This is a genomic window from Xanthomonas sp. NCPPB 3174 (genome assembly GCF_056725205.1).
In genome coordinates this window covers 3,711,666-3,736,600 of record NZ_CM161517.1, presented here as the reverse complement: position 1 = coordinate 3,736,600, position 24,935 = coordinate 3,711,666, and the positions used below count along the sequence as shown (strand labels likewise).

The window sequence follows — 24,935 nt, the reverse complement described above, 5'->3', positions numbered from 1 at the left end:
CGGACGCCGCCAAGCTCGGCTGCTGTCCGCCGCCCGCCTGCGCGCGGAGTAACGACGATGGCACCGCAGCCGACCGCGCCGGGCATGTCGCACGCCGCCGCGCCGGCCGAGGCGGGGATCCGCCCCAGCCTGGCCGAGCTGGTGGCCCTGCGCGCTGCGGTCGCGCGCATCCCGCCGCCACGCCGCGGCCGTCATGGCCTCAGTGGGGCCGCCCCGTCGCCGATGCGCGGGCGCGGCATGGAATACGCCGAATCGCGCGAGTACGTGGTGGGCGATGACGTGCGGCACATCGATTGGCGGCTGACTGCGCGCAGCGGCCGCACCCACACCAAATTGTTCCAGGCCGAGCGCGAACGGCTCAGCCTGATCGTCGCCGATACCGCGCCGTCGCTGTACTTCGGCACCCGCGTCCGCTTCAAGTCGGTGCAGGCCGCGCGCGCCGGCGCGGTGGCGGCGTGGGCGGCGCAGCGCCAGGGCGATCGGCTGGCCGCCTTGCGCGGCAGCCGCAGCGAAGCGCCGGTGCCGCCCGCGTCCGGGCCGCGCGGCGTGCTGCGTGTGCTCGATGCGCTGGCACGCTGGTACGCACAGCCGCCGCAGGAAGACGCGGGCCTGGGCATGGCGCTGGATCACGCAGCCAAGCTGCTGCGACCGGGATCGCGCCTGACCGTGCTGGCCGATCCGGCCAGCGCACAGGCGGTGCCCGCCGCGCGCTGGGCCGCGTTGGCGCTGCACAACGAAGTGGAGCTGCTGCTGCTCGCCGACCCGCTGGAAGTGCAGCCGCCGCGCGCGGCCCTGCCGTTTTGGGCGAGCGGCCGCCGCGTGGAAGTCGATCTGCTGGCGAGCGCCGCGCAACAGCGCTGGCGCGCGCAGTTCGTGCAGCCGCTGGAAACCCTGGCCGCGGAACTGCCGGGCCGCGGCGTGCAGGTGCGGGTGCTGCTGAGCGACGCGCCCAGCGAGTCGTGGTTGCTGCCGGTGCAGCGGGGCGCGACGCCATGAGCCCGCAGCAACTTCCCCTGCGCGATGTGCACCTGCCGCCGGCACCGGCCTGGTGGCCGCCCGCACCGGGCTGGTGGATGCTGGCGGCCGTGTTGCTGCTGGCGATCGGCGCGGCGCTGTTCGTGTGGATGCGCGGGCGTCGGCGCGTGCAGCGCTGGCAGCGCCAGTTCGACGCGGCAACGCGTACGGGCGAACCGCCGGCGCAGGTGGCCGCGGTCTCGGAGCTGCTGCGGCGCGCGGCGCAACGCCGCGATCCGGCCGCTGCGGCGCTGCAGGGCGAAGAGTGGTTGCGGTTCCTGGATGGCGGCGACAAACACCAGGCGTTCTCCGCCGGCCCCGGCCGCGTATTGCTCGACGGTGGCTATCGCCCCAGCCTGGACCCGGCGCAGGTTCAGGCATTGCTGCCGCTGGCGCGGCGCCGGTTCCTGGCGTTGATGGCGGCGACGCGGCGCGGAGGACGGCGATGAGCCTGTTGCCGTCGTCGTGGCAGAGCCTCAGCGACCTGCTGGCCGGTTTCGCCTGGCCCTGGATGTGGCTGGCGATGCCGCTGCCGTTGCTGGCCAACCTGCTGCTGCCGGCGCGGCGCGGCAATGCGCCGGCCTTGCGCGTGCCCTATGGCGAACGCCTGCAGGCCGTGGCCGCCGCGCCGGCGCGCGGCGGATTGTGGCGTGCCAGCGTGTGGCTGGCATGGCTGGCCTGGTTCTGCCTGTGCGCAGCGGCGGCGCGTCCGCTGCAACTGGGCGAACCCATCATGCCGCCGCAGCAGGCACGCCAGTTGATGCTGGCGGTGGATCTGTCCGGCAGCATGAGCGAGCCGGACATGACCCTGGGCGGACGCGTGGTCGATCGCCTCACCGCGGCCAAGGCGGTGCTGGCCGACTTCCTCGACCGCCGCGACGGCGACCGCATCGGCCTGCTGGTGTTCGGCCAGCAGGCGTATGCGCTGACCCCGTTGACCGCCGATCTGGCCACGGTGCGCGACCAATTGCGCGACAGCGTGGTCGGCCTGGCCGGGCGCGAGACCGCGTTGGGCGATGCGATCGCGCTGGCGGTCAAGCGCCTGCGCGAGCAGAAGCAGGGCGAGCGCGTGCTGATCGTGCTCACCGACGGCGTCAACACCGCCGGCGTGCTCGACCCGCTGAAGGCCGCCGAACTGGCCAAGGCCGAACACGTGCGCGTGTACACCATCGCCTTCGGCGGCGATGGCGGCATGTCCCTGTTCGGCTTGCCGATCCCCGGCAGTGGCGGCGACGACCAGGTTGACGAGGACACGCTGCGCAAGATCGCGCAGGACACCGGTGGGCGCTTCTTCCGCGCCCGCGATACCGCCGAGCTGGCCTCGATCTATGCCGAACTGGACCGGCTCGAGCCGGTGCGTTCGGCCGGTCCGGCGGTGCGGCCGCGGATCGAACGCTACGCCTGGCCGTTGGCAGCGGCGCTGGTCCTGGCATTGCTGTCCTTCATCTGGCCCTGGAGGCGGCAATGACCCGCGTGGCGGAAGTCCTCCAGGCCCTGCACCTGCTGCGCCCGGAGTGGTTGTGGGCGCTGCTGTTGCTGCCGCTGCTGGCGTGGAGCTGGTGGCGGCGGCGCCGGCGCCGCGACATCTGGCGGCGCACGGTGGACCCGCATCTGCTGCCGCACCTGCTGGCGCGCGGCGATGCCAAGGGCAGCGCCGGCCTGTTGCTGGGCGCGCTGGGGTATGCGCTGGCCGTGTTGGCGCTGGCCGGGCCGAGTTGGCGGCAGGAACAACAGCCGCTGTGGCAGGCGCGCACGCCCCTGGTGATCGCACTGGATCTGTCCGCGCAGATCGACGCGCGCGACCTGCCGCCGTCGCGGCTGCTGCAGGCACGGGCCAAGCTGGCGCGGCTGCTGCACGAGCGCGCCGGTGGCGAAGTGGCGCTGGTGGCCTATGCTGGCGAGCCTTACACGGTGGCGCCGTTGACCGACGATGCGGCGAACGTGGGCCTGTTCCTGGATGCGTTGTCGCCGCAGGTGATGCCGGTGGCGGGGCAGCGCACCGATCTGGCGATCGACTGGGCGGCGCAGTTGCTGCGCCAGGCCGGCTTCTCCCGCGGCGACATCCTGGTGCTCAGCGACCAGGCCGACGTGCAGGCGCAACAGGCGGCGGCGCGTGCGGCCGGGCAGGGCTATCACGTGTCCGCGTTGGGATTGGGGACCGCGCAAGGCGCCGCCTACCGCGACGACCAGGGCCGGCTCGCGCACGCGCAACTGGATGCGGGCGCGTTGCGCGCGCTGGCGGCGGCCGGCGCCGGCCGCTACGCCGGGCTGACGCCCGACGATACGGATCTGCGCGCGCTTGGCGTGCTGCGGCCGCAGGAAGAGGATGCGACGGCCGCCGACGAAAGCCATGGCCGGGTCTGGCTGGACCAGGGCTACTGGCTGCTGCCGCCGTTGATGCTGCTGGCGTTGCTCGCGTTCCGCCGTCGCGGTGGCGCCGCGGTGCTGCTGCTGGTGCTGGTGCCGCTGGCGGCGCCGCTCCCGGTGCATGCGCAGGCACCGGCGCCGCCACCCGGTCCTGTCGCAGGCGGATTGTGGGAACGTGCCGACCAGGTCCGTCAGCAACGGCTGGACGCGGGCGTGCAGGCCTATCGCAAGGGCGATTTCGCCGCCGCGCAGCAGCAGTTCGAAGGCATCGACAGCGACGCCGGCTGGTACAACCTCGGCAATGCGTTGGCGCGCCAGGGCCGCTACGACGAGGCGATCGACGCCTACGACAAGGCGCTGCAGTTGCATCCGCAGATGGCCGATGCGATCGCCAACCGCGCGGCGGTGGAGGCGGCGCGCAAGCGCCAGTCGTCGCAGAACTCCAAGTCCGGCCAGCAAGGCAAGGACGGCCAGCAGCAGAAGGGCGGGCAGTCGCAGAACGGTCAGCAACAGAGCGGCCAGCAGCAAAACGGCCAGCAGCAGTCGGGTCAACAGCAGGACGGTGCGCAGAAGGACCAGCAGCAGAAGGACGGACAGCAACAGAACGGCCAGCAGCGCGACGGCCAGCAGGGACGCAATGGCGCCAAGGACGCGCAGCAGGCGCCGCCGAAGCCCGGCGATGCGCAGGCGCAACAACAGGCCGATGCGGCGCAACGCCAGCAGATGCAGCAGGCGATGGCGCAGCAGGGCGGTGCCGACAAGCAGGCCGCCGAACGCGCCGCTGCCGCCGCCAACGAGACGCCGCAGCAGCGCGAGCAGCGCCAGGCGGTGGAGGCATGGTTGCGGCGGGTGCCGGACGATCCGGGCAATCTGCTGCGCGCCAAATTCAGGCTGGAACACGAACGCAGGCAGCGGGAACAAGAACCATGATCCACTTCAGGCGACTCGGCCAGGGGACGCGGCTGTGCGTGGTGCTGATGGCAGCGGCCGCGCTGCTGCTGGCGTTGCCGGCGGGTGCGGCCACGCGCGCGTGGCTGGACCGCGACAACGTCGGCGCCGGCGAAGGCGTGACCCTCAACATCGAGACCGACCAGGCCGCGGCCACACCGGACTACACGCCGTTGCGCGCGGATTTCGCGCTCAGCAACGAGGTCAAGAGCCGGCAGATGCAGATCGTCAACGGCGCGGTGTCGGCGAAGTCCTTGTTCGGCGTGATGCTGACCCCGCGCAGCACCGGCACCCTGGAGATCCCGTCGCTGCAGGTCGGCAACGAGCGTACCGCGCCATTGCGGCTGGAAGTCGCCGCGGCCAGTGCCGCGGTGCCGGCCACCACCAATGCCGATGTGCCGGCGCAGGTGGCCAATGCCGATGTGTTCGTGCAGACCGTCGTCGACGATGCAAAGCCTTACGTGCAGCAGAGCGTGGGCGTGGTGGTGCGGTTGTATCTCGGCGTGCCGCTGAGTTCGGGCGAGCTCGACCTGGACGCGCCGGCCGGCGCGTCGCTGCAGCGCGTCGGCGACGACATCCAGAACCGTCGCCAGATCGACGGACGCATGTATACGGTGATCGAGCGGCACTACCTGCTGGTCCCCGAACGCAGCGGCGCGCTGCTGTTGCCGGGGGCGCGTTTCAACGGCCGCGGCCCCACCGGCTTCTTCGACGACTACTTCGGCCGCGGCGGCGAACTCAATGCGCGCGGCACTGCGCAGACCCTGCAGGTACGCGCGCAGCCGGCCAATGCGCCGCAGCCCTGGCTGCCGCTGCACGAACTGCGCCTGCGCTACACCGCCACGCCGCAACACGCCAAGGCCGGCGAGGCCGCCGACATCGTGGTCGAGGCCACCGCACGCGGCGCGACGCAGGCGCAGTTCCCCGAACTGCCCACGCCCAGCGTTGATGGCGCGCAGGTGTTCGCGGAGCCGCCGCAGGTACAGGAACGCTTCGTCGACGGCGGCCCGCAGGTGACCGTCACCCGCCGTTACTCGATCGTGCCGCAGGCAGCGGGCCCGCTGCTGGTGCGCGGCCTGCGCATGCCCTGGTGGGACGTCGGCGCCGGCGCCGCGCGCGAGGCCAGCCTGCCGGACCTGACCCTGCAGGTGCAGCCCGGACAGGGCGTGCCCGCGCCGGCCCCGGCTCCGGTCAGCCCGGCGGCGCCGACGCTGAGCGTGGTTCCTGCCGACACTGCGGTGACGCCGACGCACACACTGCAGGGACGGCTTGCCTCCTTGCCGCTGTGGATGGGATTGGCCGTGGGCTTCGCGGTGCTGTGGCTGGTGACCCTGGTCTGGGCCTGGCGCCGCGCGCGCCGCTCGCGCGCCGTCGCGGCACTGCCGGCCATGGCGGCCAACGCGGCGCCTGGCGCGACATCGGCGCCTGCGCGTGCACGCGTCGCACTGCCGGAATTGCGCAAGGCGCTGGACAGCGGCGGACTCGACGAGGTCGCGGCGATCCTGTGCGCGCAGGCCGGCGTCGCCGATCTGGATACGGTGGTGCAGCGTCTGGACGATCCGGCGCAGCGCGACGCCGTCCTGCGCATGCAGCACGCGCGCTGGGGTGGTGGCGGTGATGTGGCCGGTGCACGTGCTGCGTTGCGCGCGGCATTCGCGTCCGGTCCACGCTGGCGCGTCGCAACGCGCGGCGCGGCCGCAGACGATTTGCCGCCGCTGTATCCGAGGCGCAACGCCTGAGCCGGCGGGGGCTCCAGCCGGCCGTCCGATGACGCGATGGCGCGTGGTGCGGTTCGTCAGCCTCGGCAAGCCTGCGACCTGACGTCGCGTTGTCGGCGCCCCTTGGCAAGCCGGCACTCGCCGCGCAGCCTATGTCAGCGTGTGTTGGTCGATGTCTGCTCATGGTTTGTTAAGCTGAGCGTCTCTCCTCGCAAGGCGTACTCATGACCGACACCCCCGCGAAGGCCGAAACCGGCATGCCGTTGCACTGGAAAATGGCGATCGGCTTCGTCCTCGGGCTGGTGCTGGGCCTGGCGGTGCACATGAGCGTGGGCGGCGATGCGGCCTGGGTGCAGGCGCTGACCAAGTACCTCACCACGCCGTTCTCCAAGCTGTTCCTCAACCTGATCTTCATGCTGATCGTGCCGCTGCTGTTCTCGGCGCTGGTGATGGGCATTTCGGAGATGGGCGACATCCGTGCGCTTGGGCGTATCGGCTGGAAGACGCTGGGCTACACGGTGGTGCTGTCCGGTGTGGCGGTGCTGCTGGGCCTGGTTCTGGTCAACGTGCTCAAGCCCGGCATCGGCGTGGATCGCGAACTGGCGCAGCAGTTGCTGCAGCAGAACGTGGAGCGCACCGCGCAGATCGTCGACCAGAGCAAGCACCAGCCGCACGGCATGGATATGCTGCTGTCGATCGTGCCCGACAACGTGGTCGCAGCCGCCTCCAGCAACGGCGCGATCCTGTCGCTGATGTTCTTCGCGGTGATGTTCGGCGTGGGCATGGTGCTCAGTGAAGACGCCAAGGTGGCGACGCTGCGCCGCGGCATCGAGGGCGTGTTCGAGATCTCGATGACCCTGATCGGGTTGGTGATCCGCCTGGCGCCGTATGCGGTGGCCTGCTTCATGTTCAACCTGGCGGCGCTGTTCGGCTTCGAGCTGCTGGTGCGGCTGGGCGCCTACGTGGGCGTGGTGGTGCTGGCGCTGGGCCTGCACATGGTGGTGAGTTACGGCGTGGCGGTGCGCCTGGCCGGGCGCTCGCCGCTGTGGTTCTTCCGCGCCACTCGCGAGGCGACGGTGATGGCGTTTTCCACCGCGTCCAGCAACGCCACCCTGCCGACCGCGCTGCGCGTGGCCGACCAGATGGGGCTGCCGCACAAGGTCTCGCGCTTCGTGCTCACCGTCGGCGCCACCGCCAACCAGAACGGCACCGCGCTGTTCGAGGGCGTGACGGTGATCTTCCTGGCCCAGTTCTTCGGCGTGGAGTTGAGCATCGCGCAGCAGTGCATGGTGATGCTGGTGTGCATCCTCGGCGGCATCGGCACCGCCGGCGTCCCATCCGGCTCGCTGCCGGTGGTGGCGCTGATCTGCGCGATGGTCGGGGTGGACCCGGTCGGCATCGGCATGATCCTGGGCGTCAACCATTTCCTGGACATGTGCCGCACCGCGCTGAACGTGACCGGCGACCTGGCCCTGACCACGATGGTGGCCAAGGGCGAGGACGGCGGGGATTAGGGAGTCGGGATTGGGGATTGGTAAAGGCGGCAGTGTCGCCGCCTGACCGGCCACGCGTGGGAGCGGCTTCGGTCGCGATGGGCGTTACAGCGAGCTGCGGTCGCGGCTGAAGCCGCTCCTACGTCATCTCGGGCGTCCAGCCGGTGACGCTACCAATCCCGAATCCCGAATCCCGAATCCCCGCCTGTGGGACAATAGTGGGCCCGACGCCACGCGCCCGCTTCCGACAGATCCCTCATGACGACGCCTACCCGCCGCGAACTCGCCAACGCGATCCGTTTCCTTGCCGCCGATGCGGTCGAGGCCGCCAATTCCGGCCATCCCGGCATGCCGATGGGCATGGCCGACATCGCCGAAGTGCTGTGGAACGACTTCCTCAGCCACAACCCGAACAATCCGCACTGGTTCAACCGCGACCGCTTCGTGCTGTCCAACGGCCACGGCTCGATGCTGCAGTACGCGCTGCTGCACCTGTCCGGCTACGACCTGCCGATCGAGGAGCTCAAGCGCTTCCGCCAGCTGCACAGCAAGACCGCCGGCCACCCCGAGCGCAGCGAGACCCCGGGGGTGGAGACCACCACCGGTCCGCTCGGCCAGGGCTTTGCCAACGCGGTCGGTTTCGCGCTGGCCGAGAAGCTGCTGGCGCAGCGCTACAACCGCCCCGAGCACCAGATCGTCGACCACCGTACCTGGGTGTTCATGGGCGACGGCTGCATGATGGAAGGTGTCTCCCATGAAGCCGCCTCGCTGGCCGGCACCTGGGGCCTGGGCAAGCTGGTGGCGTTCTGGGACAACAACCATATCTCCATCGACGGCAACACCGCCGGCTGGTTCAGCGACAACACCCCAGCCCGGTTCGAGGCCTATCACTGGCACGTGATCCGCGACGTCGACGGCCAGGATGCCGATGCGGTCAAGGCCGCGATCGAGGCGGCGATCGCCGAGAGCGAGAAGCCGACCCTGATCTGCTGCCGCACCACCATCGGCTTCGGTGCGCCGACCAAGGCCGGCAAGGAATCCTCGCACGGCGCCGCGTTGGGCAAGGAAGAGCTGGAAGGCGCGCGCAAGGCGCTGAACTGGCCGTATGCGCCGTTCGAGATCCCGCAGGCGATCTACGACGGCTGGCGCGCCGGCGGTGCCGGCACGCTGCGCCAGGCCGAGTGGGAGCAGGCCTTCGACAAGTACGCCAAGCAGTACCCGGCCGAAGCCGCGGAACTGACCCGCCGCTCGCACGGCGAACTGCCGGAGGACTTCCTCGCGCAGGCCGACGCCTACATCGCCAAGCAGGCCGCCGAAGGCCAGACCATCGCCTCGCGCAAGGCCTCGCAGATGGCGATCGAGGCGTTCGCGCCGCTGCTGCCGGAACTGGTCGGCGGTTCGGCCGACCTGGCGCATTCCAACCTGACCCTGTGGAAAGCCAGCAAGTCGGTCGCCAGCGACGACCCGAACGCCAACTACGTGTACTACGGCGTGCGCGAGTTCGGCATGACCGCCATCGCCAACGGCCTGGCGCTGCACGGCGGCTTCATTCCGTTCGACGCCACCTTCCTGGTGTTCAGCGACTACGCGCGCAACGGCGTGCGCATGAGCGCATTGATCCCGGCGCACGCGATCCACGTCTATACCCACGACTCGATCGGCCTGGGCGAGGACGGCCCAACCCACCAGCCGGTGGAGCACCTGGCGTCGCTGCGCTATATTCCCAACAACGACGTGTGGCGCCCCTGCGACACGGTGGAGTCGGCGGTGAGCTGGAAGGCCGCGATCACCCGCAAGGACGGCCCGAGCTGCCTGGTGTTCAGCCGCCAGAACCTGCCGCACCAGCCGCGCAGCGCCGAGCAGATCAAGCTGATCGAGCGCGGCGGTTACGTGCTGGCCGATGCCGAAGGCGGCACGCCCGACGTGATCCTGATCGGCACCGGCTCGGAAGTGGGCCTGGCGGTGGAAGCCAAGCAGGCGCTGGATGCCGCGGGCCTGAAGACCCGCGTGGTGTCGATGCCGTGCACCGACGTGTTCGATCGCCAGGACGCCGCCTACCGCGAGTCGGTGCTGCCGGCGGCGGTGCGCAAGCGCGTGGCGGTGGAAGCCGGTGTCACCGCCTTCTGGCGCGCCTACGTGGGCCTGGACGGCGCCGTGGTCGGCATCGATAGCTTCGGCGCCTCGGCACCGGCGAACGTGCTGTACAAGCACTTCCAGATCACCGCCGAACACGTGGTGGCGGCGGCGAAGGCGCTGTAAGCCGAGAATCACGATGGTGACGAAAATGGCCGGCGCATGCCGGCCTTTTTCTTGCCTGTGCGGATGTGGCGTATGAGGAGAAAGAGGATCTCGTAGGAGCGGCTTCAGCCGCGACCGCAGTTCTATGTAACGCCCGTCGCAGCTGATCCCCGAAAAGGGACAAGAGCCGCTCCTACGGCGACGTAATCGGCGCGATGTGCACCAGCGATGCGGTCAACCGCGCTTGCGCGGCTTGCTGCGCGGCGTCGAAGGCTTGCCGGCAGCGCTGCCGGATTTCTGCGGCGTCGCCAGTGCGCCCGTCTCCTGCAGTTGCTGCAACCAGGACAGCGCATCGACGTAGGACAGGAAGTGCTGCAGGTAGCCGGGCGAAAGAGTGCGCATCAACGCCAATGCGCGATGCACCAGCACGCCGGAGTTGAGCGGGCCGGCGTCGGCGGGAGCCGGTTGCAGCGACTGCCGCAATTGGCTGCGGCTGCGCAATTCTGTCCACAGCCGGCGTGCGTCTTCGACCGCGGGCAACTGTGGTGCGGCGAGGCGCGCTGCGGCGCTTGCTACCGGCGCGTGCGACGGCGCAGCGGCGTCTGCGTCGATTGCGTCGGTCGCCTTGGACGTCTCGGTGTCGGCATCCTCATGGGCGCCGACGTCGGTGTCCTGGCCGCTGCAGGCAGTGGCCGCCGCAGTCGCAGGCCGGTACTGCGCCAGCAAGGCGCCGAGCGGGCCTGGGTGATGCGCTCGCATCGCGGCATCAGCGGCATTCTGCGGCGCCATGGCCAATGTCGCGGCGTAAGCGTCGAGCAACGCGGACAGCTTCTGCTCCAGCAGTTCCCGCGCCTTGCCCTGCTGCGCCTCGGTGCGGCGCGCCAGCGCTTCGAGGAAACGGAAGCGCAGCGGGTCGAGCCGCTCGGCATGCTGTGCACGCAAGGCGGCGAGGCGGTCGGCAGCCGGGATCCGATCAGGGTGCATGCGGTGTCGCGGCACGCTTGCGCATGCGCGGCAGCGGTGCCATTTCCACGCGGCGGTTGCTGGCGCGTCCGGCCTCGTCCACGTTCGGCGCCACTGGCTGCTGCGCGCCGAAGGCGGCGGCGAAGACCGCATCGGCGGGGACGCCTGCCTCGATCAGGGCACGGGTCACGGTCAACGCGCGTTCGGCCGACAGTTCCCAGTTGTCGGCGAACTGGCGATTGCTCTCGCGCACCTGGCGATCATCGGTGAAGCCGCTGACCATCAGGATCTCGTCGCGCGCCTTGAGGTAGCCGGCCAGCGGCGCGGCCAGGCTCTTCAGCAGGTCGCGGCCCTCCGGCTGCAACTGATCGGAGTTCAGTGCGAACAGCACGTTGCCGCGGATGCCGATGCGGCCGTCGACCAAGGTCACCCGGCCGGCTGCCAGCGGTGCCGCCAGCGCCTGTTCCAGGGTCTTGCGCTGCTGCGCTTCGAGCTGGCGCTGGCGCATCTCCGCATCCAGCTTGTTCGACAGCTGCAGTTGCACGCCGATCACGCCGATCAGGATCAGCACGAAGGCGCCGAGCAGTACCGACATCAGGTCGCCGAACACCGCCCAGACCGGGGCGCCGTTGTCGGCGTCGAGTTCCAGTTCGTCGCTCATGCTGCGTCGGCCTGGTCGGGCGCCTGGCGCGCGGCGAGCTGGCGCAATTCCTCGGTGATCTGCTGCTGCGAGAGCATGCTCAGGTCGATCACCTCACGCGCCTGCGCCACGTAGTAGGCCAGTTGCTCGTCGCTGCGCGCCAGCGACTTGTCCAGGGCCTGCTCGATGCCCTGCAGGCGTTCCAGCAGGGCCATGTTCGACTCGCCGAAGGCCTGTACTGCGCCGGAGAACGCATCGCCCAGGCTGGCCACTTCGGTGGCGCCGGCGACGACCTGCGCGGCAGCATCGTCGAGCTTGCCGGTCTGGGCGTCGATCTGGTCGGTGAAGCGGCTGCCGACGCGCTCCAGCAGATCGGCCGAGGTCGCGACCAGGGCGTCCACCGCACTGCGCTGTTCGGTGGACGCGTGGTTGACCGCGTCCAGCAGCGTCTGCAGCGTGGCCAGCAGGCGATTGCGCTCGTCGAGCATGGCCGTGTCGCGGACCATGCTGTCGGAAAGCTTTTGGCGCAATTCCGCGACCACGTCGGCCGCGGCCTTCGGCGCTTCCGAGGCGACCTGCACCAGCCGCTCGATCTCGGCAATGGTGTCGCGCGCCTGTGCCTGGCTCTGCTCGGACATCGCCGCCGCGGTTTCCTGCAGGGTGCTGCAGATCTCCTGCTGGCGCTGCGCGATGCGCTCGCCGTGCTGTTCCCATTGCGCGCCGAGTGTCGCGGCCATGCTGGAGAAGCTGTCGGTCCAGGCACGCAGGCGCGCCTGATCGCGCGCTTCCAGCGCGTCCTGCAGGTCGGCGTGCGCCTGCCGCAGCGTCTCGGCCAGCGCGGCGGCGCGTTGCTCCAGGCTGGCGGCGGCAGCGTCCAGTGCCTGCGCGTTGTGCGCAGCCAACGCCGCGTTGATCTCGCGCTGCTGCGCCAGCGCCGCGCTCCAGGCCTGCCGCGCGGCCTCGACAGTGGCATCCAGGCGGGTGGTCACCGTCTCCAGCGCCTGCGCATGGCGCGTGGCGAGCGTGTCGTTGACGTCGCGCTGCTGCGTCAGCGCCGCGCCCCAGGCCTGTTGTGCGGCTTCGGCGGTGGCGTCCAGGCGCGTCGCCACGGTGTCCAGTGCCTGCGCATGACGCGTGGCGAGCGCGTCGTTGACCTCGCGCTGCTGCGCCAGCGCTGCGCTCCAGGCTTGCTGTGCGGCTTCGGCGGTGGCGTCCAGGCGGCTCGTCACCGTGTCCAGTGCCTGCGCATGGCGCGCGGTGAGGCTGTCATTGACCTCGCGTTGTTGCGTCAGGGCTTCGTTCCAGGCCTGCCTGGCGTCGTCGCTGGCGCCCTGCAGGCGTGCCGCGGTCGCCTCCACCAGCGTGGTGGCACGTTGCTCCAGGCCGTCGCCGGCGCGTTGCAGCGCGCTGCCGAGTTCCTGCAGCAGCGCGCCGTTGACGCGTTGCTGCTCGGCCAGCGCGCTGTCCCAGCGCTGCGTGGCCTGTTCGGCGGCCTGGGCGAAGCCATTGGCCAGGCCGTCCAGTTGCCGCTGCACCGCCTGGCCGACGCTGTCCTGCAGCGCGGCGGTCTCGCGTGCCACGCCGTCGAGCGTGCGTTGCACCACCGGCTCCAGCGCATCGCCGAACGCACGCGCATGCGCGGCCACGCCGGCCTGCAGGGCGTGTTCGACCGCGCCGGCCAGGCGCGTGTAGGCGGCCTCGGTGCGGCTGTGGAAGGCGTCCTGGCTGCTGGTCAGGCGTTCGCCGCTGACCGCGCTGTGCTGTTCCAACGCCGCCATCATCGTCTGCATGCGCTCGATCAGGCCGGGCATCAGCGTGGCCTGCGCCTGCAGCAGCTTGAACGCCTCGTTGCGCTGGTAGGCCAGTGAATGCGTGCGCAGCGCGGTGGCCGCATGCAGGTCCAGGTGCTGCACCGCCTGCAGGCGCTCGCGCCGGCACAGCGCGGCGAGCAGGCCGAGCATCGCCGAGGCGGCCACGCCGGCGATGGAGGTGCCGAAGGCGAAGCCCAGGCCCTTCAGTGGCGCCGCCAGCGAGGCGCGGATGGCATTCAGATCGGTGGCGCTGTCCAGCGCCAGGCCGGTGCCGCGCAGCGTCGCCATCATGCCCAGGAAGGTGCCGAGCATGCCCAGCAGCACCAGCAGGCCGACCAGGTACGGGGTCAGCGCCGGCACCGGCAGGGCTGCGCGCTCGCCTTCGATGCGCAGGCGCACCACGTTGCGCAGGCTCGGGTGCAGCCGTTGCAGCCAGCCGCCCAGGTCGTCGCGCGCGGACTCGGCCTCGCTCAGCGCGGTCTGCAATGTCGCCGTGGCCTGACGGTAGCGGTACAACTCGGCGATGCCGGTCAGGTAGCACAGGCCGATCAGCGCGGCGAAGCTGGCGCCCAGCGGGTTGGAGCCGAGATAGCCGGCGCCGATCCAGCAGACCACGGCGAGGCCGGCAAGGAACAGGACGGAATGGAGCAGGGTCTTGGGCATGAGGGTCGAATCAACGGCTGCGAAGCGCGGCGAGCAGCGCTTCGATGGGATGGAAGCGGACGTCCAGTTCGGCGCGCAACACGCTGTGCAGGTCCTGGCGGAACAGGTCCAGCCAGGCCGTGTCGGCAGGCGCCGGCGGAACGTCGGTGAGGGATGGATCGGGGGCGGGCGCCGCGGCGGCGCGCAGGCGCTGGAAATGCGCTTCCAGCAGGTTGGGCACCGTCGCCAGCAGGGTCTGCTCGCGCGGGCTGAGGGTCAGTTCCATCACCGCATCGACCTCGGCCAGCCGCGCCATCTCCGGCGAGAGCGGAACCAGGGCATCGCGCAGCAGGCCGCGCAGGCGCCCGGTGGCGGTGAGCATCGTCCGCTGCAGCGCCAGGTAGCGCTGGCGGAACGGCGCGTAGTCGATGGGTGCGTCGGGGTCGTGCTGGCGCTTGCCCACGGGCTTGCCGGTTTCCTTGGCGATGTCCAGGGCGATGCTCTCTTCCAGCGCGGCGCGCACGCGGCCGCATTCGGCCTCCAGCGCCGATGGTTCCGGCGCCTCGGGCGCGTCCTCGGCAGGCTCGGGCAGTTTGCCGTCCAGCGCCCGCGACACCGCCACCGCGCGGTTCCAGTCGATCCATTGGCCGAGCCGGTCGGCCAGCGCAGGGCTGGACGCGGGCATCGGCGCATCGCTCAGGCGCGCCAGCAGGCGAATGAAGGCCGGGCCCGGGACGGGCGCCCGTGGAAGGGCTTTCGCCATGTGAGGGGTCAAAAACCCGCAATTTTACACGCGAATGACATCCCCCGCCGGTACCCGCCCCTGAAGGGCGGAAACCCTTGCGTGGCGGGCGCCGCCCGGTGTCGGCGGCGTGCGGGTGGATCGATGGCGCAGAGGCCCCGGGGGGGCGGGATGACGCTGGAACGGTGCGCAGGATCGATCACTGCCCCCAGCGTTCGCCTAGCGCCAGTGGCGCGTCGATGGGGGCGATGCGTCGCAAGGCCTCCGACGCGGCGCGCCGGAGGCACAGGGGGCGTCAGTAGGTGTAGCTCAGCGTCAGCATGTACACGCGCCCGGTTTCCACGTAGGCGCCGTCGGCACCGGGGTCGTAGGCCATGTAGCGGGTGGACTTGCCCTGGGTCTCGTAGAACGTGGCCGAATTGAGCAGGTTCTTGGCGGCGATGCCGACGTCGATGCCGTGCGGCAAGTGGTAGGTGGCGGTGAAGTCCAGCGACTTGACCGGCTGCAGGTAGTAGTTGAGCCGGTCGCTGGTCAGGCCGAGCAATTGCAGGCCGGTGTAGTTGTAGCTCAGGTCGGCACGCAGGCGGCTGTCGTCGTAGAACAGGTCCAGGTTGTAGATGCGCTCGGGCGCACGCGGCAGCCAGGTCTTTTCGGGCTGGTCGGCGCGCTTGCTGTCGGCGGAACTGTGCTGCAGGGTCAGGTTGGCGGCGATGCCGAAGTTGCCCCAGAACCCGGGCAAATCCTGCAGGCGCTTGCTGCCGGCTAGCTCCACGCCGTACAGCGTCGCGGTGCCGCCGTTCTGCGGCATGGTCACCGGCACGCCGTCCTCGAAGGTGGTACCGGTCGGGACCAGGCCACCCAGCGTGTTGTCGTTGCTGGTCGCCGACTGCGAGGTGTAGATGAAGCCGGTGATGCGCTTGTAGTAGGTCGAGGCGCTGAGCACGCCGCCGTTGCGGTCGTAGAACTCCGCGGACAGGTCGGCGTTGTCGGCCTTGCTCGGCTGCAGGTCGGGATTGGGCTTGGAGATGCCGATGACCTTCTGGGTGGGGTCGACCGTGTAGACGGTCTCGCCGGAGATCAGCCCGAACGCCGGGCGGCTGAAGCTGCGCCGCAGCGAGGCGCGGTAGACGGTCAGCTCGTCCGGGCGGTAGTTGAGGCTGATGCCCGGCAACACTTCGCCATAGGTGCGGCCGCTGCCGACGAAACGGCCGTTGATGCCGTCGCCGTTCGATTGCCAGGCGTCGGCGGAGTAACGGGTCAGTTCGTAGCGCACGCCCGGCAGGATGGTCACCGCGCCGACATGCAGCGTGGCCATCGCGTAGCCGGCGTAGATCGCCTCGGTGCTGGAGGTGGTGTTGGCGTTGTAGTCGTTGGCGGTATAGATGCCGGCGCCATTGGGATCGTTGACGTACTTGTAGGGCACCGCCTGCGCGCGCACCCAGTCGCGGTCGAGGATCTTGAACGGGCCGGCGTAGTGGCCATCGAACGCCGCATAGGTGAGACGGCCGGGCAGGGCGCTCAGCGGCGGGCCGCCGGCGTTGGGGAACACGTAGTTGGGGCCGCCGAAATACGGGCCGTTGTAGACGAAGTTGCCGTCCTTGTGGAAGAACGGATGGTCGTAGGAGCCGCGGTCGGCGTGGTCGAGCGACAGGCCGGTCTTGACCTCGTCGAGCACGTCGCCGTCCACGCGGTAGCTGATGTCGGCATGCGCGCTGGCGCGGTTGTCGTGGCTGCCGGCATCGTGGCCCTGGGTCTTCCAGAACAGCGCCGAATCCAGGCTGTAGAAAAAGTTCTTCAGGGCCGGCGAACTGGGTCCGATGCTGGGATAGGTGGGATCGCTCAGGTCGAACGCGAAGCTGCCCGGGGTGAAGCCGTACAGGCTCGCGGCGACGTAGTCCGGGCGGCTGCGGGTGCCGCGGCCGAACGATCCGCCGTAGTCGAAGCGCAGGCGATCCAGCGTGGTCTGCCCGCCCAGCTGCAGCGTGGCCAGGGTTTCCTTGATGTCGTGGGTGTTGAAGTAGCCGCCACGCACCGCGGTCGGCTGGTTGTTGACGGTTTCCAGGCGTGCGCTGGACTGGTCCTGCTGGCCGGTGACGTTGTAGCTGCCGTAGATGGCGCGGGCGAAGAGGGAGGTGTGGTCGCCCTGCCAGTCGAAGGCGAGGTTGCCGCCGTAGCGCTCGATCTGGCTGGTGTAGACGCTGTACTTGTAGCGGGCGCTGAGCAGCGGGCCGACGTCGCGCAGGTCCACCGCCTTGGCTTGTGCCGGGTCCGCCGGGAAATACGCGCTGTTGGGCGCCGGCGCCTGCGCCATGTTGTTGTTCTTGCCGTAGTAGGCCGAGGCATAGACGCCGAACGCGTGGTCGTCGCCGAACTTCCAGGCCAGCTCCTGTTGCAGCGTGCCGCCGGTGTGCTTGCCGCCGAGGTCGGAAGCGAGCGCGTTGAACTGGCCTTGCCCGGTGGTCTTGCCGTAGAAGTCGCCATCGAAGTCGAACGCGCTGGGCGTGCGCATGTCGATCGCGCCGCCGATCGCGTCGCCCGGCAGGTCCGGGGTCGGCGACTTGGAGACCTTGACCGACTGGATGCCGAACGGCGCCAGCATGTTCAGCGAGATCGCACGCGTGGACGAATCGGTCTCGGGCATGCCGAAGCCGTTGAGGCGGTAGCTGTTGTAGCTGGCGTCCAGGCCGCGGATGCTGACGTAGGCGTTCTCGCCGGTGGTGGCCTGGCCCAGGTGCATGTCGCTGTAGGCCGACAGCCCGGGCAGGTGCGCGACCACGTCGGCGATGCCGGCGGAGGGAATCGCGTCGATCTGCTGCTTGCTCATCACGCTGTTGACGCCGTTGGACAGGCGCTGTTCGTCCAATGAACCCGGCACGGTGGCTTGGGCGGCCTGCACGTTGACCGAGTCCAGGGTGGTGGTGCGCGCGCTGGCATCAGCGGGGTCGTTGGCGTCGCTGGCGTGGGCGGCCGGCGAGAGCGCAAGCGCGAGGGCGATGGCACAGCACAAGGGGCGGGGGCGATGGAACGGGAGCATGGGGGTGGCTCGTTGGGGGAAACAGCGGTTGCGATCCGAAGTCCAGGCGCGCCGATGCCGGCGCGCGGATCGCCAAGGCCTTCCATTGCGTGCGTCCAGGGGGTGCCGCGACCCGGCGCGGCTGCGGGCGATCAGTGGCGCAGGTCGACGCCTTGGCAGTCAGCGTGCGGACGTTGCGGATTGCAGCGGGCGACGGCGTCGCCGGGAAAGCGCACCACGTAGCCGGAGGTGGCCGGTTCGTGATCGGGGAAGTCGGTGCTGAGCAGTTGCGCGCCGCTGGCGAACATGGCGTCGCGCCGCGCGGTGTCGTTGCCCTTGGCTTCCTTCAGGTCGGCATCGGTGCGGGTGCGCACCAGGTAGCCGGCCTTCACCAAGTGCGCGATGTCCTCGGCGCTGCCGTCGTTGCGCTCGACGAAGGCGGCATCGTCGGTGCCGGGATCGGCGTTGGTGAAGCACACGCGGCCGCGCAGGGACGGATGGCCGGCCAGGTAGGCCGGGCCGACCGAACGCTGGTCGAGCAGGAACACCACCTTGCCGCGCGCCGCGGAGAGTGCAGGCCAGCCCTGCGCGAGCACGGCGGCATTGAGCGTCGGCGCAGTGCCGCGCACCTGGTCGGGGCTGATGTAGTCGTTGGCGGCGAACACCGAGCGCAGTTCGGCATCCAGTGCATCCAGCGCCTTGCCGTCGAACGGTTCCGGCTGCACCGTGGGAAACGGCGCCGGCACGGCCGATTGCTTGGTTTCCAGCAGGATGAAGATCGGCAGATGCCCGGGATGCCGTTGCGACCAGGCACGCACCTCGCGCAGGCAGGCCAGCAGCGGTTGGCAGGTGCTGCGCTGGTCGAGGTCCTGGATGTGCATGACCTTGAAGCCCGGTCGCTGCATCACCCCCGGCGCGGCGATCGGCGGGGCCGGCGGCAGCCCGGCCTTGGCGAGTTGCTCGATCATCGCCGGGTGCGCGTAGCGCCCGCCCTTGGCGTCGGCGTAGATGTCCAGTTCGATCTGGCGCACGCCGTCGTCCAGTTGCTGCGTCAGCGGCGGGTGCCGGTAATCCAGCGCCGCGAACGTCGCCGGATCCAGGCGTTTCCACAGCGCCGCTTCGCTGGGCGCGAAGCCGGCGTGGTAGCTGTTGTGGCTGCCGATGTACTGCAGGTCGGTGAGTCGGGGGTCGGCGAACAGGATCGACGGCAGCAGGGCCAGCATCGCCAGCAGCACGCGCAGTGCGGTGCGACGGGAGAGCGACGACGGCATCGGGGCATAACGGTGGGAATGCATCGCGGCCACGTTTGGTAACGATATCCCGACAGCATCCCCAGCGAAGTTGACGTGTTTCCTGCCAGCATGTTGCCGAATCGTGTCATCGCCATCGATGTGCGGCGATCGTGCGACACGTCGTCTTCGCGCGCGACCGGGGTCACTTTCTCGCACGCGGTCGTGATCGGCGCGCGTTGCGCGTTGCCGCGTCAGTCGCGGCGGTGAGTCACTGCGGCGTGCGCGTGCGATGCAGGGCGAACGCCAGCAACATCGCTTCCAGGCGTTCGCCGACATTGCGCGGTGCGTCCAGCCCCATGCGTTGCATGCAGGCGGCATCCGCTGCGGGACGCGCCAGCACCGCGCTGGCTACCGTCTTGAGTTTGGCGCCGGTACTGGCGGTGTGTCGCTGCAGCCAGGACAGGGCGCGCAGCAGGCGCTGCTCGACCTCGGTGAAATCGCTGCCCAGCGGGTAATCGGGCAGGGTGCCGTCGCGGCGGAACGGCGCCAGCGCGTCGCGCACCCGCGCGGCGTGGTTGCGCTGCCAGTGCGCTGGCGCGGCGAAGCCGGTGGCCAGCTTGCCGTTGGTCTTCGCCGTTTCCAGCAACCCTGGCTGCGCCTGCGCATCGGTAATGCCGGCCATCGCCGCGATGCAATCCTCGTCGGTGAGGCCGCGCAGGTCGGCGATGCCGTACTCGTTGACGTAGAGGTCGCGCAGGTGCCGCGGAATGGTGGTGTGGCCGTAGTTCCAGCGCACGTTGGACTGCGTCGCGCCGCCGTCGCTGCGCACGGCACGGAACATCAGCACGCTGCGCGCGTCGTCCAGCGCGTGCGCCATGGACACGAAGTTGTACTGGCCGCCGACGCCGGACACCACGCGGCCGTCGTCGAGCGCATCGGACACCGCCGCGCCGAGCGCGGTGGCCATCATGCAGGAGTTGAAGAAGCGCGCCTCGCGCCGCTGCAGCCGGCGCAGCGTCTCCCCACCATAGAGCTGGTTGATCTCGCTGATGCGGCGCATGCCGATCGCCGCGCGCGCCTGCGGGTCCATGTCGCGCAGCCAGGCGTAGAACTCCGGCGAACCCAGGTAGAACGCGCCCTGCAGGTATTCGCCCTCGCGCTCCAGGCGCTGCAGGTCCTGCGCATCGGCAGTGCCGTCGGCCACGCGCTGCAGCAGCGGCGCGTCGTCGAGCACCTTGCGCCGGATCACCCCGCACTGGACCAGTTGCCGAAAGCCTTCGTTGAGCATCTCGCTGCAGCCGAACAGGCCGACCGCGAACGGCTCCAGGCCGCCGCATTCGCGCACCGCCGGATGCCGCTCCAGTTCCGGATCCAGCGCCGCCAGCACCTGCCGGTAGCGCGCGTTGTCGGTATGCCGCAGCACCAGCGCATGGCATAGCGCATCGGCCAGGGTGCCGATGCCGATCTGCAGGGTGCCGCCGTCGCGCACCAGGGTGCTGGCGTACAGGCCGATGGCGTAATCGGCGTCTGCGACCGGCTGCCGCGGCAGCCCGAACAGGCGCGGATACGGCCCCGGCGGCGTCACCACCACGTCGAAGAAGCTCGGTTCCACCGCCGCGCAGCCGCCGATCCACGGCAACTGTGGATCGACTTCGGCCACCAGCAGCGGCCGCGGCAGGCCGCGCCGCTGCACCGCGGCCAGGGTGTCCTGGGTGATGTCGTTGTTGCACGAGAACGACAGCCGGGTGCCGTCGGGTTCGCGCGCCACCTTCTGCACGATCAGGTTCGGCGCGCGCTGCGCCACCGCGTCGGCGGCATGGGTGTAGTTGAGGCTGGTGTAGCTGCGCTGCGCCTGGGTCGAGCGCAGCAGCGCGCCGGACTGCATGTAGAACTCTTCGACCTGGATGTGCGCCGGCAGCGCATCGCGCTGCATCGCCTGCACGTAGCGCAGGCGCGGGAAGTCCTCGCCGAAATGGCGCTGCACGAACGGACGCGCGAAACGCCCCTGCATCCCGCCACCGGGCGCCGGCGGATTGAGCGACAGCGCGGTGTAGATCTGCAGCGGCCGCGTCGGATCGTGTTCGATGCGCTCGTACAGCGCGTTGAGCAGGCGATGCGGTTTGCCCAGGCCCAGCGGTGCGCCCACGCGCAGCGGGCCGGCGATGCGCTGCAGGATCAGGTCGGCAGCGGCGTCGAGGTCGTCGAGGTGATCGGTCATCGGCATAGCTTAGAGGGTGCGCCGGCGATTGCGTCGATCGTGGTGCGCGAGCGATGCGCGCGGTGCCGCGGCACACGCGACGGCCGGCGACGACCTCCGGGCATGGGGGCATGCCCATCGCCAGGGCATCGGCCGCTGCGCAAAAAAAAACGCTTGACATGCGTTTTGTTTACGCGCGTAATCATTGAAAATTTACGGACGTAAACGAAATGTCGATCAGCGACGCGGAAGCCGTGGTCATGGAGGTGCTGTGGGAGCGGCACCCGCTCAGCGCCGAGGAGGTGTTCGCCGCCTTGTCCGGCCATGGCGGCTGGGCCGAACCCACGGTCAAGACCCTGCTCAACCGCTTGCTCAACAAGGGCGCGATCCGCGCCGACAAACAAGGCCGCCGCTATCTGTATACGCCCCTGCTGCAGCGCGCGCAGTGGGTGCAGCAACAGAGCGAAGGCCTGCTCGACCGCCTGTTCGGCGGCCGTATCGCGCCATTGGTGGCGCACTTCAGCGAGCGCGGCAAGCTCAGCGATGCCGATATCGCCGAACTCAAACGACTGATCCAGGAGCTGGACGATGAGCATTGACGGGATCGTGAGGGACCTCGGGAGTACCGCGCTGGTCGTCAGCGTGGCCATCGCGGCGGTGCTGGCGTTGCGCGTGCCGATGCGGCGCGCGTTCGGCGCCGGCATCGCCTACGCGCTATGGATCGCGGTGCCGTTGGCGCTACTGGCGGCACTGTTGCCCAGCGGCTGGCGTCCAGCGTTGCCGGCGGGCTTGGTGCTGGACATGCCGGCGGTGCTGGTCGGCGTGCCACGGACGCAGATGTCGGCAGGCGACGGCGTGTCGGCGAGCGGGCATGCCACGGTCTGGTTGCTGTCGTTGTGGCTGGCCGGAGCGCTGGCCTCGGCGGCCGTACTGTGGCGGCAGCAGCGCCGCTACCGACGCAGCCTGGGCCGCTTGCGCCCGGGCGAGGACGGCGTGCTGGTCGCCGAGCATGCGCTTCATGGGCCGCTGGTGCTGGGTGCGTGGCGGCCGCAGGTGGTGGTGCCGATGGACTTCGTTGCGCGCTATCCGCCGCCGCAGGCGCAACTGGTGCTGGCGCACGAACGCATGCACATCGCCCGCGGCGACACCCGCAGCAATCTGCTGCTCGCCGTGCTGCGCTGCGTGTACTGGTTCAATCCGCTGCTGTACTGGGCCGCTACGCGCTTCCGCCTGGATCAGGAACTGGCCTGCGATGCCGCGGTGCTGGTCCGCCATCCCGGCACGCGACGGCACTACGCCGAGGCGATGCTGCAGACCCAGTTGGACGCGTTGGCCTTGCCGGTGGGCTGCCATTGGCAGGCGGGCAGCATCCTGTGCCAGCGCATTGCCTTGCTGCGCCGCCCGGCGGTGCGCGGTTGGCGGCGTCGTCTGGGTATCGCGGCAGTGACGCTGGCCGCGTTGAGCGGGAGTGCAATGGCACTGGCGTTGCCAACGGGAACAGATGCCACGGGCGTGGCACGCGATCTGGTCGCGAGCGAGGTAGATGGCACGTCGGCACGACCGACGCAGCAGGCGTCGGTGGTCGCCGCGCGGACCGGAGCGCGGCCTGCCAAGGTGATCGACATGCCACCCCCGAAATACCCGGATGAAGCGGTGCGTGCGGGCGTCTCCGGCAAGCTGGTCCTGCTGGTCGACGTGGATGCGCACGGGACGCCGAGCGGCGTGCGCGTGCTGGATCATGGCAGCGGTAGCGCAGTGTTGGACGCTGCCGCGGTCACCGCCGCCTGGAAGTGGCGCTTCTTGCCGGCGACTGCGCACGGACGCGCTGTGGCCAGCCGCCTGAAGATTCCGGTCGCGTTCGATGTGGAAATGTACCCAGAGGAGGCGCCGGCTGGCGTCGCCGATGCTGCGAACTACCGCTGGTATCGCCTGGGCGAGGATGCCGGCGACACCTTGGCGAGCTTGTGCGACAAGGTGTTCGCCGGCACCGGCGGCGCTGCGCCGCTGTGCGGCATGGCGCGGACCGTGCGATGAGTGCGCACGGGCGGGCCGGCATGCTGCTGGCGCTGCTCCTTTCCGGCTGCGCCAGCAACGCGCCGAAAGACGCGCCTCAACCGACCCAGCGCATCGACTCGGTGGATCAGCGGATGCTGGAAACCGGGTTCGGCGCGGCACCGGGGGCGGCGGCAGTGCAGTCGTATCAGATGCAGCCACAGCAGGTGTTCCGCATGCCGCAACCGTTGCAGGCGCCGACCCCGCAGTTGCCCGCCGAGTCGCCGCGCCGCACGCTGGCCCCGACCACGCTCTGCGTGCGGGTGATCCTCTCCGCACAAGGCACGGTGGAGCGCAGCGCCCTGTTGAACGATCGCCCGGACTGCAGCGCGGGCGCGCAGCCGGAGATGGCCGATCTACTGCAGGCGGTGCAGGACGCGGTCGCGCAGTGGCGCTTCGTGCCGGCGGCGATCTGCACCTATGCCGATCCGGCGCAGCGGCCGGCGCAGGAGGGGCGCTGCGACGATGCGCAGTCGGTGCAGGAGGTGCCGGTGACGCTGGCCTACGCGTTCACCTTCGAGGTCCGGCAGGGCAAGGCCAGCGTGCAGTCGGGGCGCGTGAGCGGCGCGCGCTGAGCGCCGCGATCGCAGTGTGCGGTCTGCCTCGCCCGTTGCCGGGAACTACAGCATCTCCGGCTTGAACAGGCTCCGCCGCGAGATCTCCGCGCCCGACAGCATGAAGCGACCGTCGCCCCGGTAGTGCAGGGTGCGCGGCCGCTTCGGCGAGGCGGCGACATGCGCCTTGACCACCTCCCATACGAACAGGCCGTGTTTGCCGATCTGGCTGCCATCGTGCAGGCGGCATTCGAAGCTGGCGTAGCACTCGGCGATCAGCGGCGCCGCCACGTGCGTGGCGGGCACCCCGGTGAGGCCGAAGTGCGCGAACTTGTCCAGGTCCGCACCGCTGGTATTGCCGATGCCGACCACGGTGTCGACCAGGTCGGCGGTGGGCAGGTTGATCACGCATTGCTTGCTGCGCCGGATCAGCGCGAAGCTGTGGTTGGCGCTGGAAATGCAGCAGGCCAGCAGCGAGGGCGAGAACTCCAGCACCATGTGCCAGCCCAGCGTCATGACGTCGCGCTGCTGCTTCCAGGCCGAACTGACCAGCACCACCGGGCCCGGCTCGAGGAAGCGGCGCACGTCCTGCGTGGGGAAGTCGAGCTTGCGATAGCGGCGCATGCGCAGTCTGCCGTGGCGGGGACTTCAGTCTCGCCGGCTCCGGTGAACGCGATGTCGGCGTCAGTCCAACCGATGCACCGCGTCGGCGATGCGCGCCACTTCCTCGGCCTGGTGGCTGACGTAGAGCATCGGCAGGCGCACTTCGTCGCGCACGCGCTGCAGGTAGGGGATCAGTTCGCTGCGGCGGTCCGCGTCCAGCGCCGACAGTGGTTCGTCGAACAGCAGCAGCGACGGTTGCGACAGCAGCGCACGGCCGATCGCCACGCGCTGCGCTTCGCCGCCGGAGAGCGTGTCGGGGCGCCGTTCCAGCAGTGCGCCGATGCCGAGCAGCTCGACCACCGCATCGAGTGCGAAGCGCGCCGGCTGGCCGCGGCCGTGGCGGCCGTAGCCGAGGTTGCGGCGCACGTCCATATGCGGGAACAGGCGCGCGTCCTGGAATACGTAGCCGATGCCGCGGCGATGCGCCGGCAGGTCGATGCGGGCCGCGCTGTCGTACAGCACCCGGCCGTCGATGGCGATGCGCCCGCTGCGCGGCGCCAGCACCCCGGCGATGGCGTTGAGCAGGCTGGTCTTGCCGGCGCCGGAGCGGCCGACCAGGGCGACCACGCGCGCCTGTTCCTCGATGCGCACGTGGCGGGTGAAGCGCCCGCGCTGCAGGTGCAGGTCGATGCTCAGCATCGGCGCCGG

Annotated in this window: 19 protein-coding genes; 10 read left to right on the top strand and 9 right to left on the bottom strand. The window is 70.2% G+C overall.

Annotated features, from left to right (window positions below):
- Positions 1 to 57 precede the first annotated feature (57 nt).
- The 7 genes from AC1PK7_RS16100 (at position 58) to tkt (ending at position 9,799) form a co-directional block, all read left to right on the top strand.
- Positions 58 to 996 carry a DUF58 domain-containing protein gene (locus AC1PK7_RS16100; protein ID WP_481098796.1) on the top strand — a complete coding sequence of 313 codons (939 nt, stop codon included), beginning with the start codon at positions 58 to 60 and terminating at the stop codon, positions 994 to 996.
- On the top strand, positions 993 to 1,463 hold the full coding sequence (locus tag AC1PK7_RS16095; RefSeq protein WP_481098795.1) for a DUF4381 domain-containing protein: 471 nt from the start codon (positions 993 to 995) through the stop codon (positions 1,461 to 1,463). The genes AC1PK7_RS16100 and AC1PK7_RS16095 overlap by 4 nt, the downstream gene beginning before the upstream one ends.
- On the top strand, positions 1,460 to 2,482 hold the full coding sequence (locus AC1PK7_RS16090; RefSeq protein WP_209248813.1) for a vWA domain-containing protein: 1,023 nt from the start codon (positions 1,460 to 1,462) through the stop codon (positions 2,480 to 2,482). The genes AC1PK7_RS16095 and AC1PK7_RS16090 overlap by 4 nt, the downstream gene beginning before the upstream one ends.
- On the top strand, positions 2,479 to 4,311 hold the full coding sequence (locus tag AC1PK7_RS16085) for a VWA domain-containing protein (protein ID WP_481098794.1): 1,833 nt from the start codon (positions 2,479 to 2,481) through the stop codon (positions 4,309 to 4,311). The genes AC1PK7_RS16090 and AC1PK7_RS16085 overlap by 4 nt, the downstream gene beginning before the upstream one ends.
- Positions 4,308 to 6,068 (top strand): BatD family protein, encoded by a 1,761-nt coding sequence (locus AC1PK7_RS16080; protein WP_481098793.1) that lies wholly within the window; start codon positions 4,308 to 4,310, stop codon positions 6,066 to 6,068. Before AC1PK7_RS16085 ends, AC1PK7_RS16080 begins: the two co-directional genes overlap by 4 nt.
- A gap of 203 nt (positions 6,069 to 6,271) precedes the next feature.
- Entirely contained in the window at positions 6,272 to 7,561 is a 1,290-nt protein-coding gene (locus AC1PK7_RS16075) for a dicarboxylate/amino acid:cation symporter (protein WP_481098792.1), read from the top strand.
- Positions 7,562 to 7,798: 237 nt separating this feature from the next.
- Entirely contained in the window at positions 7,799 to 9,799 is a 2,001-nt protein-coding gene (gene tkt, locus AC1PK7_RS16070) for a transketolase (RefSeq protein WP_420007663.1), read from the top strand.
- A gap of 213 nt (positions 9,800 to 10,012) precedes the next feature.
- On the opposite strand, the gene AC1PK7_RS16065 is transcribed toward tkt, so the two are convergent.
- The 7 genes from AC1PK7_RS16065 to AC1PK7_RS16035 form a co-directional block, all read right to left on the bottom strand.
- Positions 10,013 to 10,762 carry a DUF2894 domain-containing protein gene (locus AC1PK7_RS16065; protein WP_481098791.1) on the bottom strand — a complete coding sequence of 250 codons (750 nt, stop codon included), beginning with the start codon at positions 10,760 to 10,762 and terminating at the stop codon, positions 10,013 to 10,015.
- Complete coding sequence (locus AC1PK7_RS16060; protein ID WP_481098790.1) at positions 10,752 to 11,402, bottom strand: OmpA family protein; 651 nt, start codon at positions 11,400 to 11,402, stop codon at positions 10,752 to 10,754. Before AC1PK7_RS16060 ends, AC1PK7_RS16065 begins: the two co-directional genes overlap by 11 nt.
- Complete coding sequence (locus tag AC1PK7_RS16055; RefSeq protein ID WP_481098789.1) at positions 11,399 to 13,855, bottom strand: DUF802 domain-containing protein; 2,457 nt, start codon at positions 13,853 to 13,855, stop codon at positions 11,399 to 11,401. The genes AC1PK7_RS16060 and AC1PK7_RS16055 overlap by 4 nt, the downstream gene beginning before the upstream one ends.
- Positions 13,856 to 13,865: 10 nt before the next feature.
- Complete coding sequence (locus tag AC1PK7_RS16050) at positions 13,866 to 14,597, bottom strand: DUF3348 domain-containing protein (protein ID WP_481098788.1); 732 nt, start codon at positions 14,595 to 14,597, stop codon at positions 13,866 to 13,868.
- Between the two features lie 274 nt (positions 14,598 to 14,871).
- Positions 14,872 to 17,610: a TonB-dependent receptor gene (locus AC1PK7_RS16045; protein ID WP_481098787.1), complete on the bottom strand. Its 2,739-nt coding sequence runs from the start codon at positions 17,608 to 17,610 to the stop codon at positions 14,872 to 14,874.
- Positions 17,611 to 17,741: 131 nt separating this feature from the next.
- Positions 17,742 to 18,884, bottom strand: a complete 1,143-nt coding sequence (locus AC1PK7_RS16040) for a phosphatidylinositol-specific phospholipase C1-like protein (protein ID WP_481098786.1) — start codon at positions 18,882 to 18,884, stop codon at positions 17,742 to 17,744.
- A gap of 205 nt (positions 18,885 to 19,089) precedes the next feature.
- Positions 19,090 to 21,045 (bottom strand): acetyl-CoA hydrolase/transferase C-terminal domain-containing protein, encoded by a 1,956-nt coding sequence (locus AC1PK7_RS16035; RefSeq protein ID WP_481098785.1) that lies wholly within the window; start codon positions 21,043 to 21,045, stop codon positions 19,090 to 19,092.
- A 203-nt stretch (positions 21,046 to 21,248) separates the two neighbouring features.
- Here AC1PK7_RS16035 and AC1PK7_RS16030 point away from each other — a divergent pair, with 203 nt between their 5' ends.
- The 3 genes from AC1PK7_RS16030 to AC1PK7_RS16020 are packed head-to-tail and all read left to right on the top strand — an operon-like array spanning position 21,249 to position 23,645.
- Positions 21,249 to 21,617 (top strand): BlaI/MecI/CopY family transcriptional regulator, encoded by a 369-nt coding sequence (locus AC1PK7_RS16030; protein WP_010340889.1) that lies wholly within the window; start codon positions 21,249 to 21,251, stop codon positions 21,615 to 21,617.
- Complete coding sequence (locus AC1PK7_RS16025) at positions 21,607 to 23,052, top strand: TonB family protein (RefSeq protein ID WP_481098784.1); 1,446 nt, start codon at positions 21,607 to 21,609, stop codon at positions 23,050 to 23,052. The genes AC1PK7_RS16030 and AC1PK7_RS16025 overlap by 11 nt, the downstream gene beginning before the upstream one ends.
- A complete protein-coding gene (locus AC1PK7_RS16020; protein WP_481098783.1) occupies positions 23,049 to 23,645 on the top strand; it encodes a hypothetical protein in 597 nt (198 codons plus the stop codon). The genes AC1PK7_RS16025 and AC1PK7_RS16020 overlap by 4 nt, the downstream gene beginning before the upstream one ends.
- A gap of 45 nt (positions 23,646 to 23,690) precedes the next feature.
- Here the strand turns inward: AC1PK7_RS16020 and AC1PK7_RS16015 are convergent, their stop codons facing one another.
- Together AC1PK7_RS16015 and AC1PK7_RS16010 are read right to left on the bottom strand one after the other, a co-directional pair.
- A complete protein-coding gene (locus AC1PK7_RS16015) occupies positions 23,691 to 24,248 on the bottom strand; it encodes a flavin reductase family protein (protein ID WP_481098782.1) in 558 nt (185 codons plus the stop codon).
- A 60-nt stretch (positions 24,249 to 24,308) separates the two neighbouring features.
- On the bottom strand, positions 24,309 to 24,926 hold the full coding sequence (locus AC1PK7_RS16010) for a molybdenum ABC transporter ATP-binding protein (RefSeq protein WP_481098781.1): 618 nt from the start codon (positions 24,924 to 24,926) through the stop codon (positions 24,309 to 24,311).
- Positions 24,927 to 24,935 lie beyond the last annotated feature (9 nt).

Excerpts from the sequence above, each read along its gene's own strand:
- AC1PK7_RS16100 (WP_481098796.1), top strand. The coding sequence starts at position 58 with ATGGCACCGCAGCCGACCGCGCCGGGCATGTCGCACGCCGCCGCGCCG.
- AC1PK7_RS16095 (WP_481098795.1), top strand. The coding sequence starts at position 993 with ATGAGCCCGCAGCAACTTCCCCTGCGCGATGTGCACCTGCCGCCGGCA.
- AC1PK7_RS16090 (WP_209248813.1), top strand. The coding sequence starts at position 1,460 with ATGAGCCTGTTGCCGTCGTCGTGGCAGAGCCTCAGCGACCTGCTGGCC.
- AC1PK7_RS16085 (WP_481098794.1), top strand. The coding sequence starts at position 2,479 with ATGACCCGCGTGGCGGAAGTCCTCCAGGCCCTGCACCTGCTGCGCCCG.
- AC1PK7_RS16080 (WP_481098793.1), top strand. The coding sequence starts at position 4,308 with ATGATCCACTTCAGGCGACTCGGCCAGGGGACGCGGCTGTGCGTGGTG.
- AC1PK7_RS16075 (WP_481098792.1), top strand. The coding sequence starts at position 6,272 with ATGACCGACACCCCCGCGAAGGCCGAAACCGGCATGCCGTTGCACTGG.
- tkt (WP_420007663.1), top strand. The coding sequence starts at position 7,799 with ATGACGACGCCTACCCGCCGCGAACTCGCCAACGCGATCCGTTTCCTT.
- AC1PK7_RS16065 (WP_481098791.1), bottom strand. The coding sequence starts at position 10,762 with ATGCACCCTGATCGGATCCCGGCTGCCGACCGCCTCGCCGCCTTGCGT.
- AC1PK7_RS16060 (WP_481098790.1), bottom strand. The coding sequence starts at position 11,402 with ATGAGCGACGAACTGGAACTCGACGCCGACAACGGCGCCCCGGTCTGG.
- AC1PK7_RS16055 (WP_481098789.1), bottom strand. The coding sequence starts at position 13,855 with ATGCCCAAGACCCTGCTCCATTCCGTCCTGTTCCTTGCCGGCCTCGCC.
- AC1PK7_RS16050 (WP_481098788.1), bottom strand. The coding sequence starts at position 14,597 with ATGGCGAAAGCCCTTCCACGGGCGCCCGTCCCGGGCCCGGCCTTCATT.
- AC1PK7_RS16045 (WP_481098787.1), bottom strand. The coding sequence starts at position 17,610 with ATGCTCCCGTTCCATCGCCCCCGCCCCTTGTGCTGTGCCATCGCCCTC.
- AC1PK7_RS16040 (WP_481098786.1), bottom strand. The coding sequence starts at position 18,884 with ATGCATTCCCACCGTTATGCCCCGATGCCGTCGTCGCTCTCCCGTCGC.
- AC1PK7_RS16035 (WP_481098785.1), bottom strand. The coding sequence starts at position 21,045 with ATGCCGATGACCGATCACCTCGACGACCTCGACGCCGCTGCCGACCTG.
- AC1PK7_RS16030 (WP_010340889.1), top strand. The coding sequence starts at position 21,249 with ATGTCGATCAGCGACGCGGAAGCCGTGGTCATGGAGGTGCTGTGGGAG.
- AC1PK7_RS16025 (WP_481098784.1), top strand. The coding sequence starts at position 21,607 with ATGAGCATTGACGGGATCGTGAGGGACCTCGGGAGTACCGCGCTGGTC.
- AC1PK7_RS16020 (WP_481098783.1), top strand. The coding sequence starts at position 23,049 with ATGAGTGCGCACGGGCGGGCCGGCATGCTGCTGGCGCTGCTCCTTTCC.
- AC1PK7_RS16015 (WP_481098782.1), bottom strand. The coding sequence starts at position 24,248 with ATGCGCCGCTATCGCAAGCTCGACTTCCCCACGCAGGACGTGCGCCGC.
- AC1PK7_RS16010 (WP_481098781.1), bottom strand. The coding sequence starts at position 24,926 with ATGCTGAGCATCGACCTGCACCTGCAGCGCGGGCGCTTCACCCGCCAC.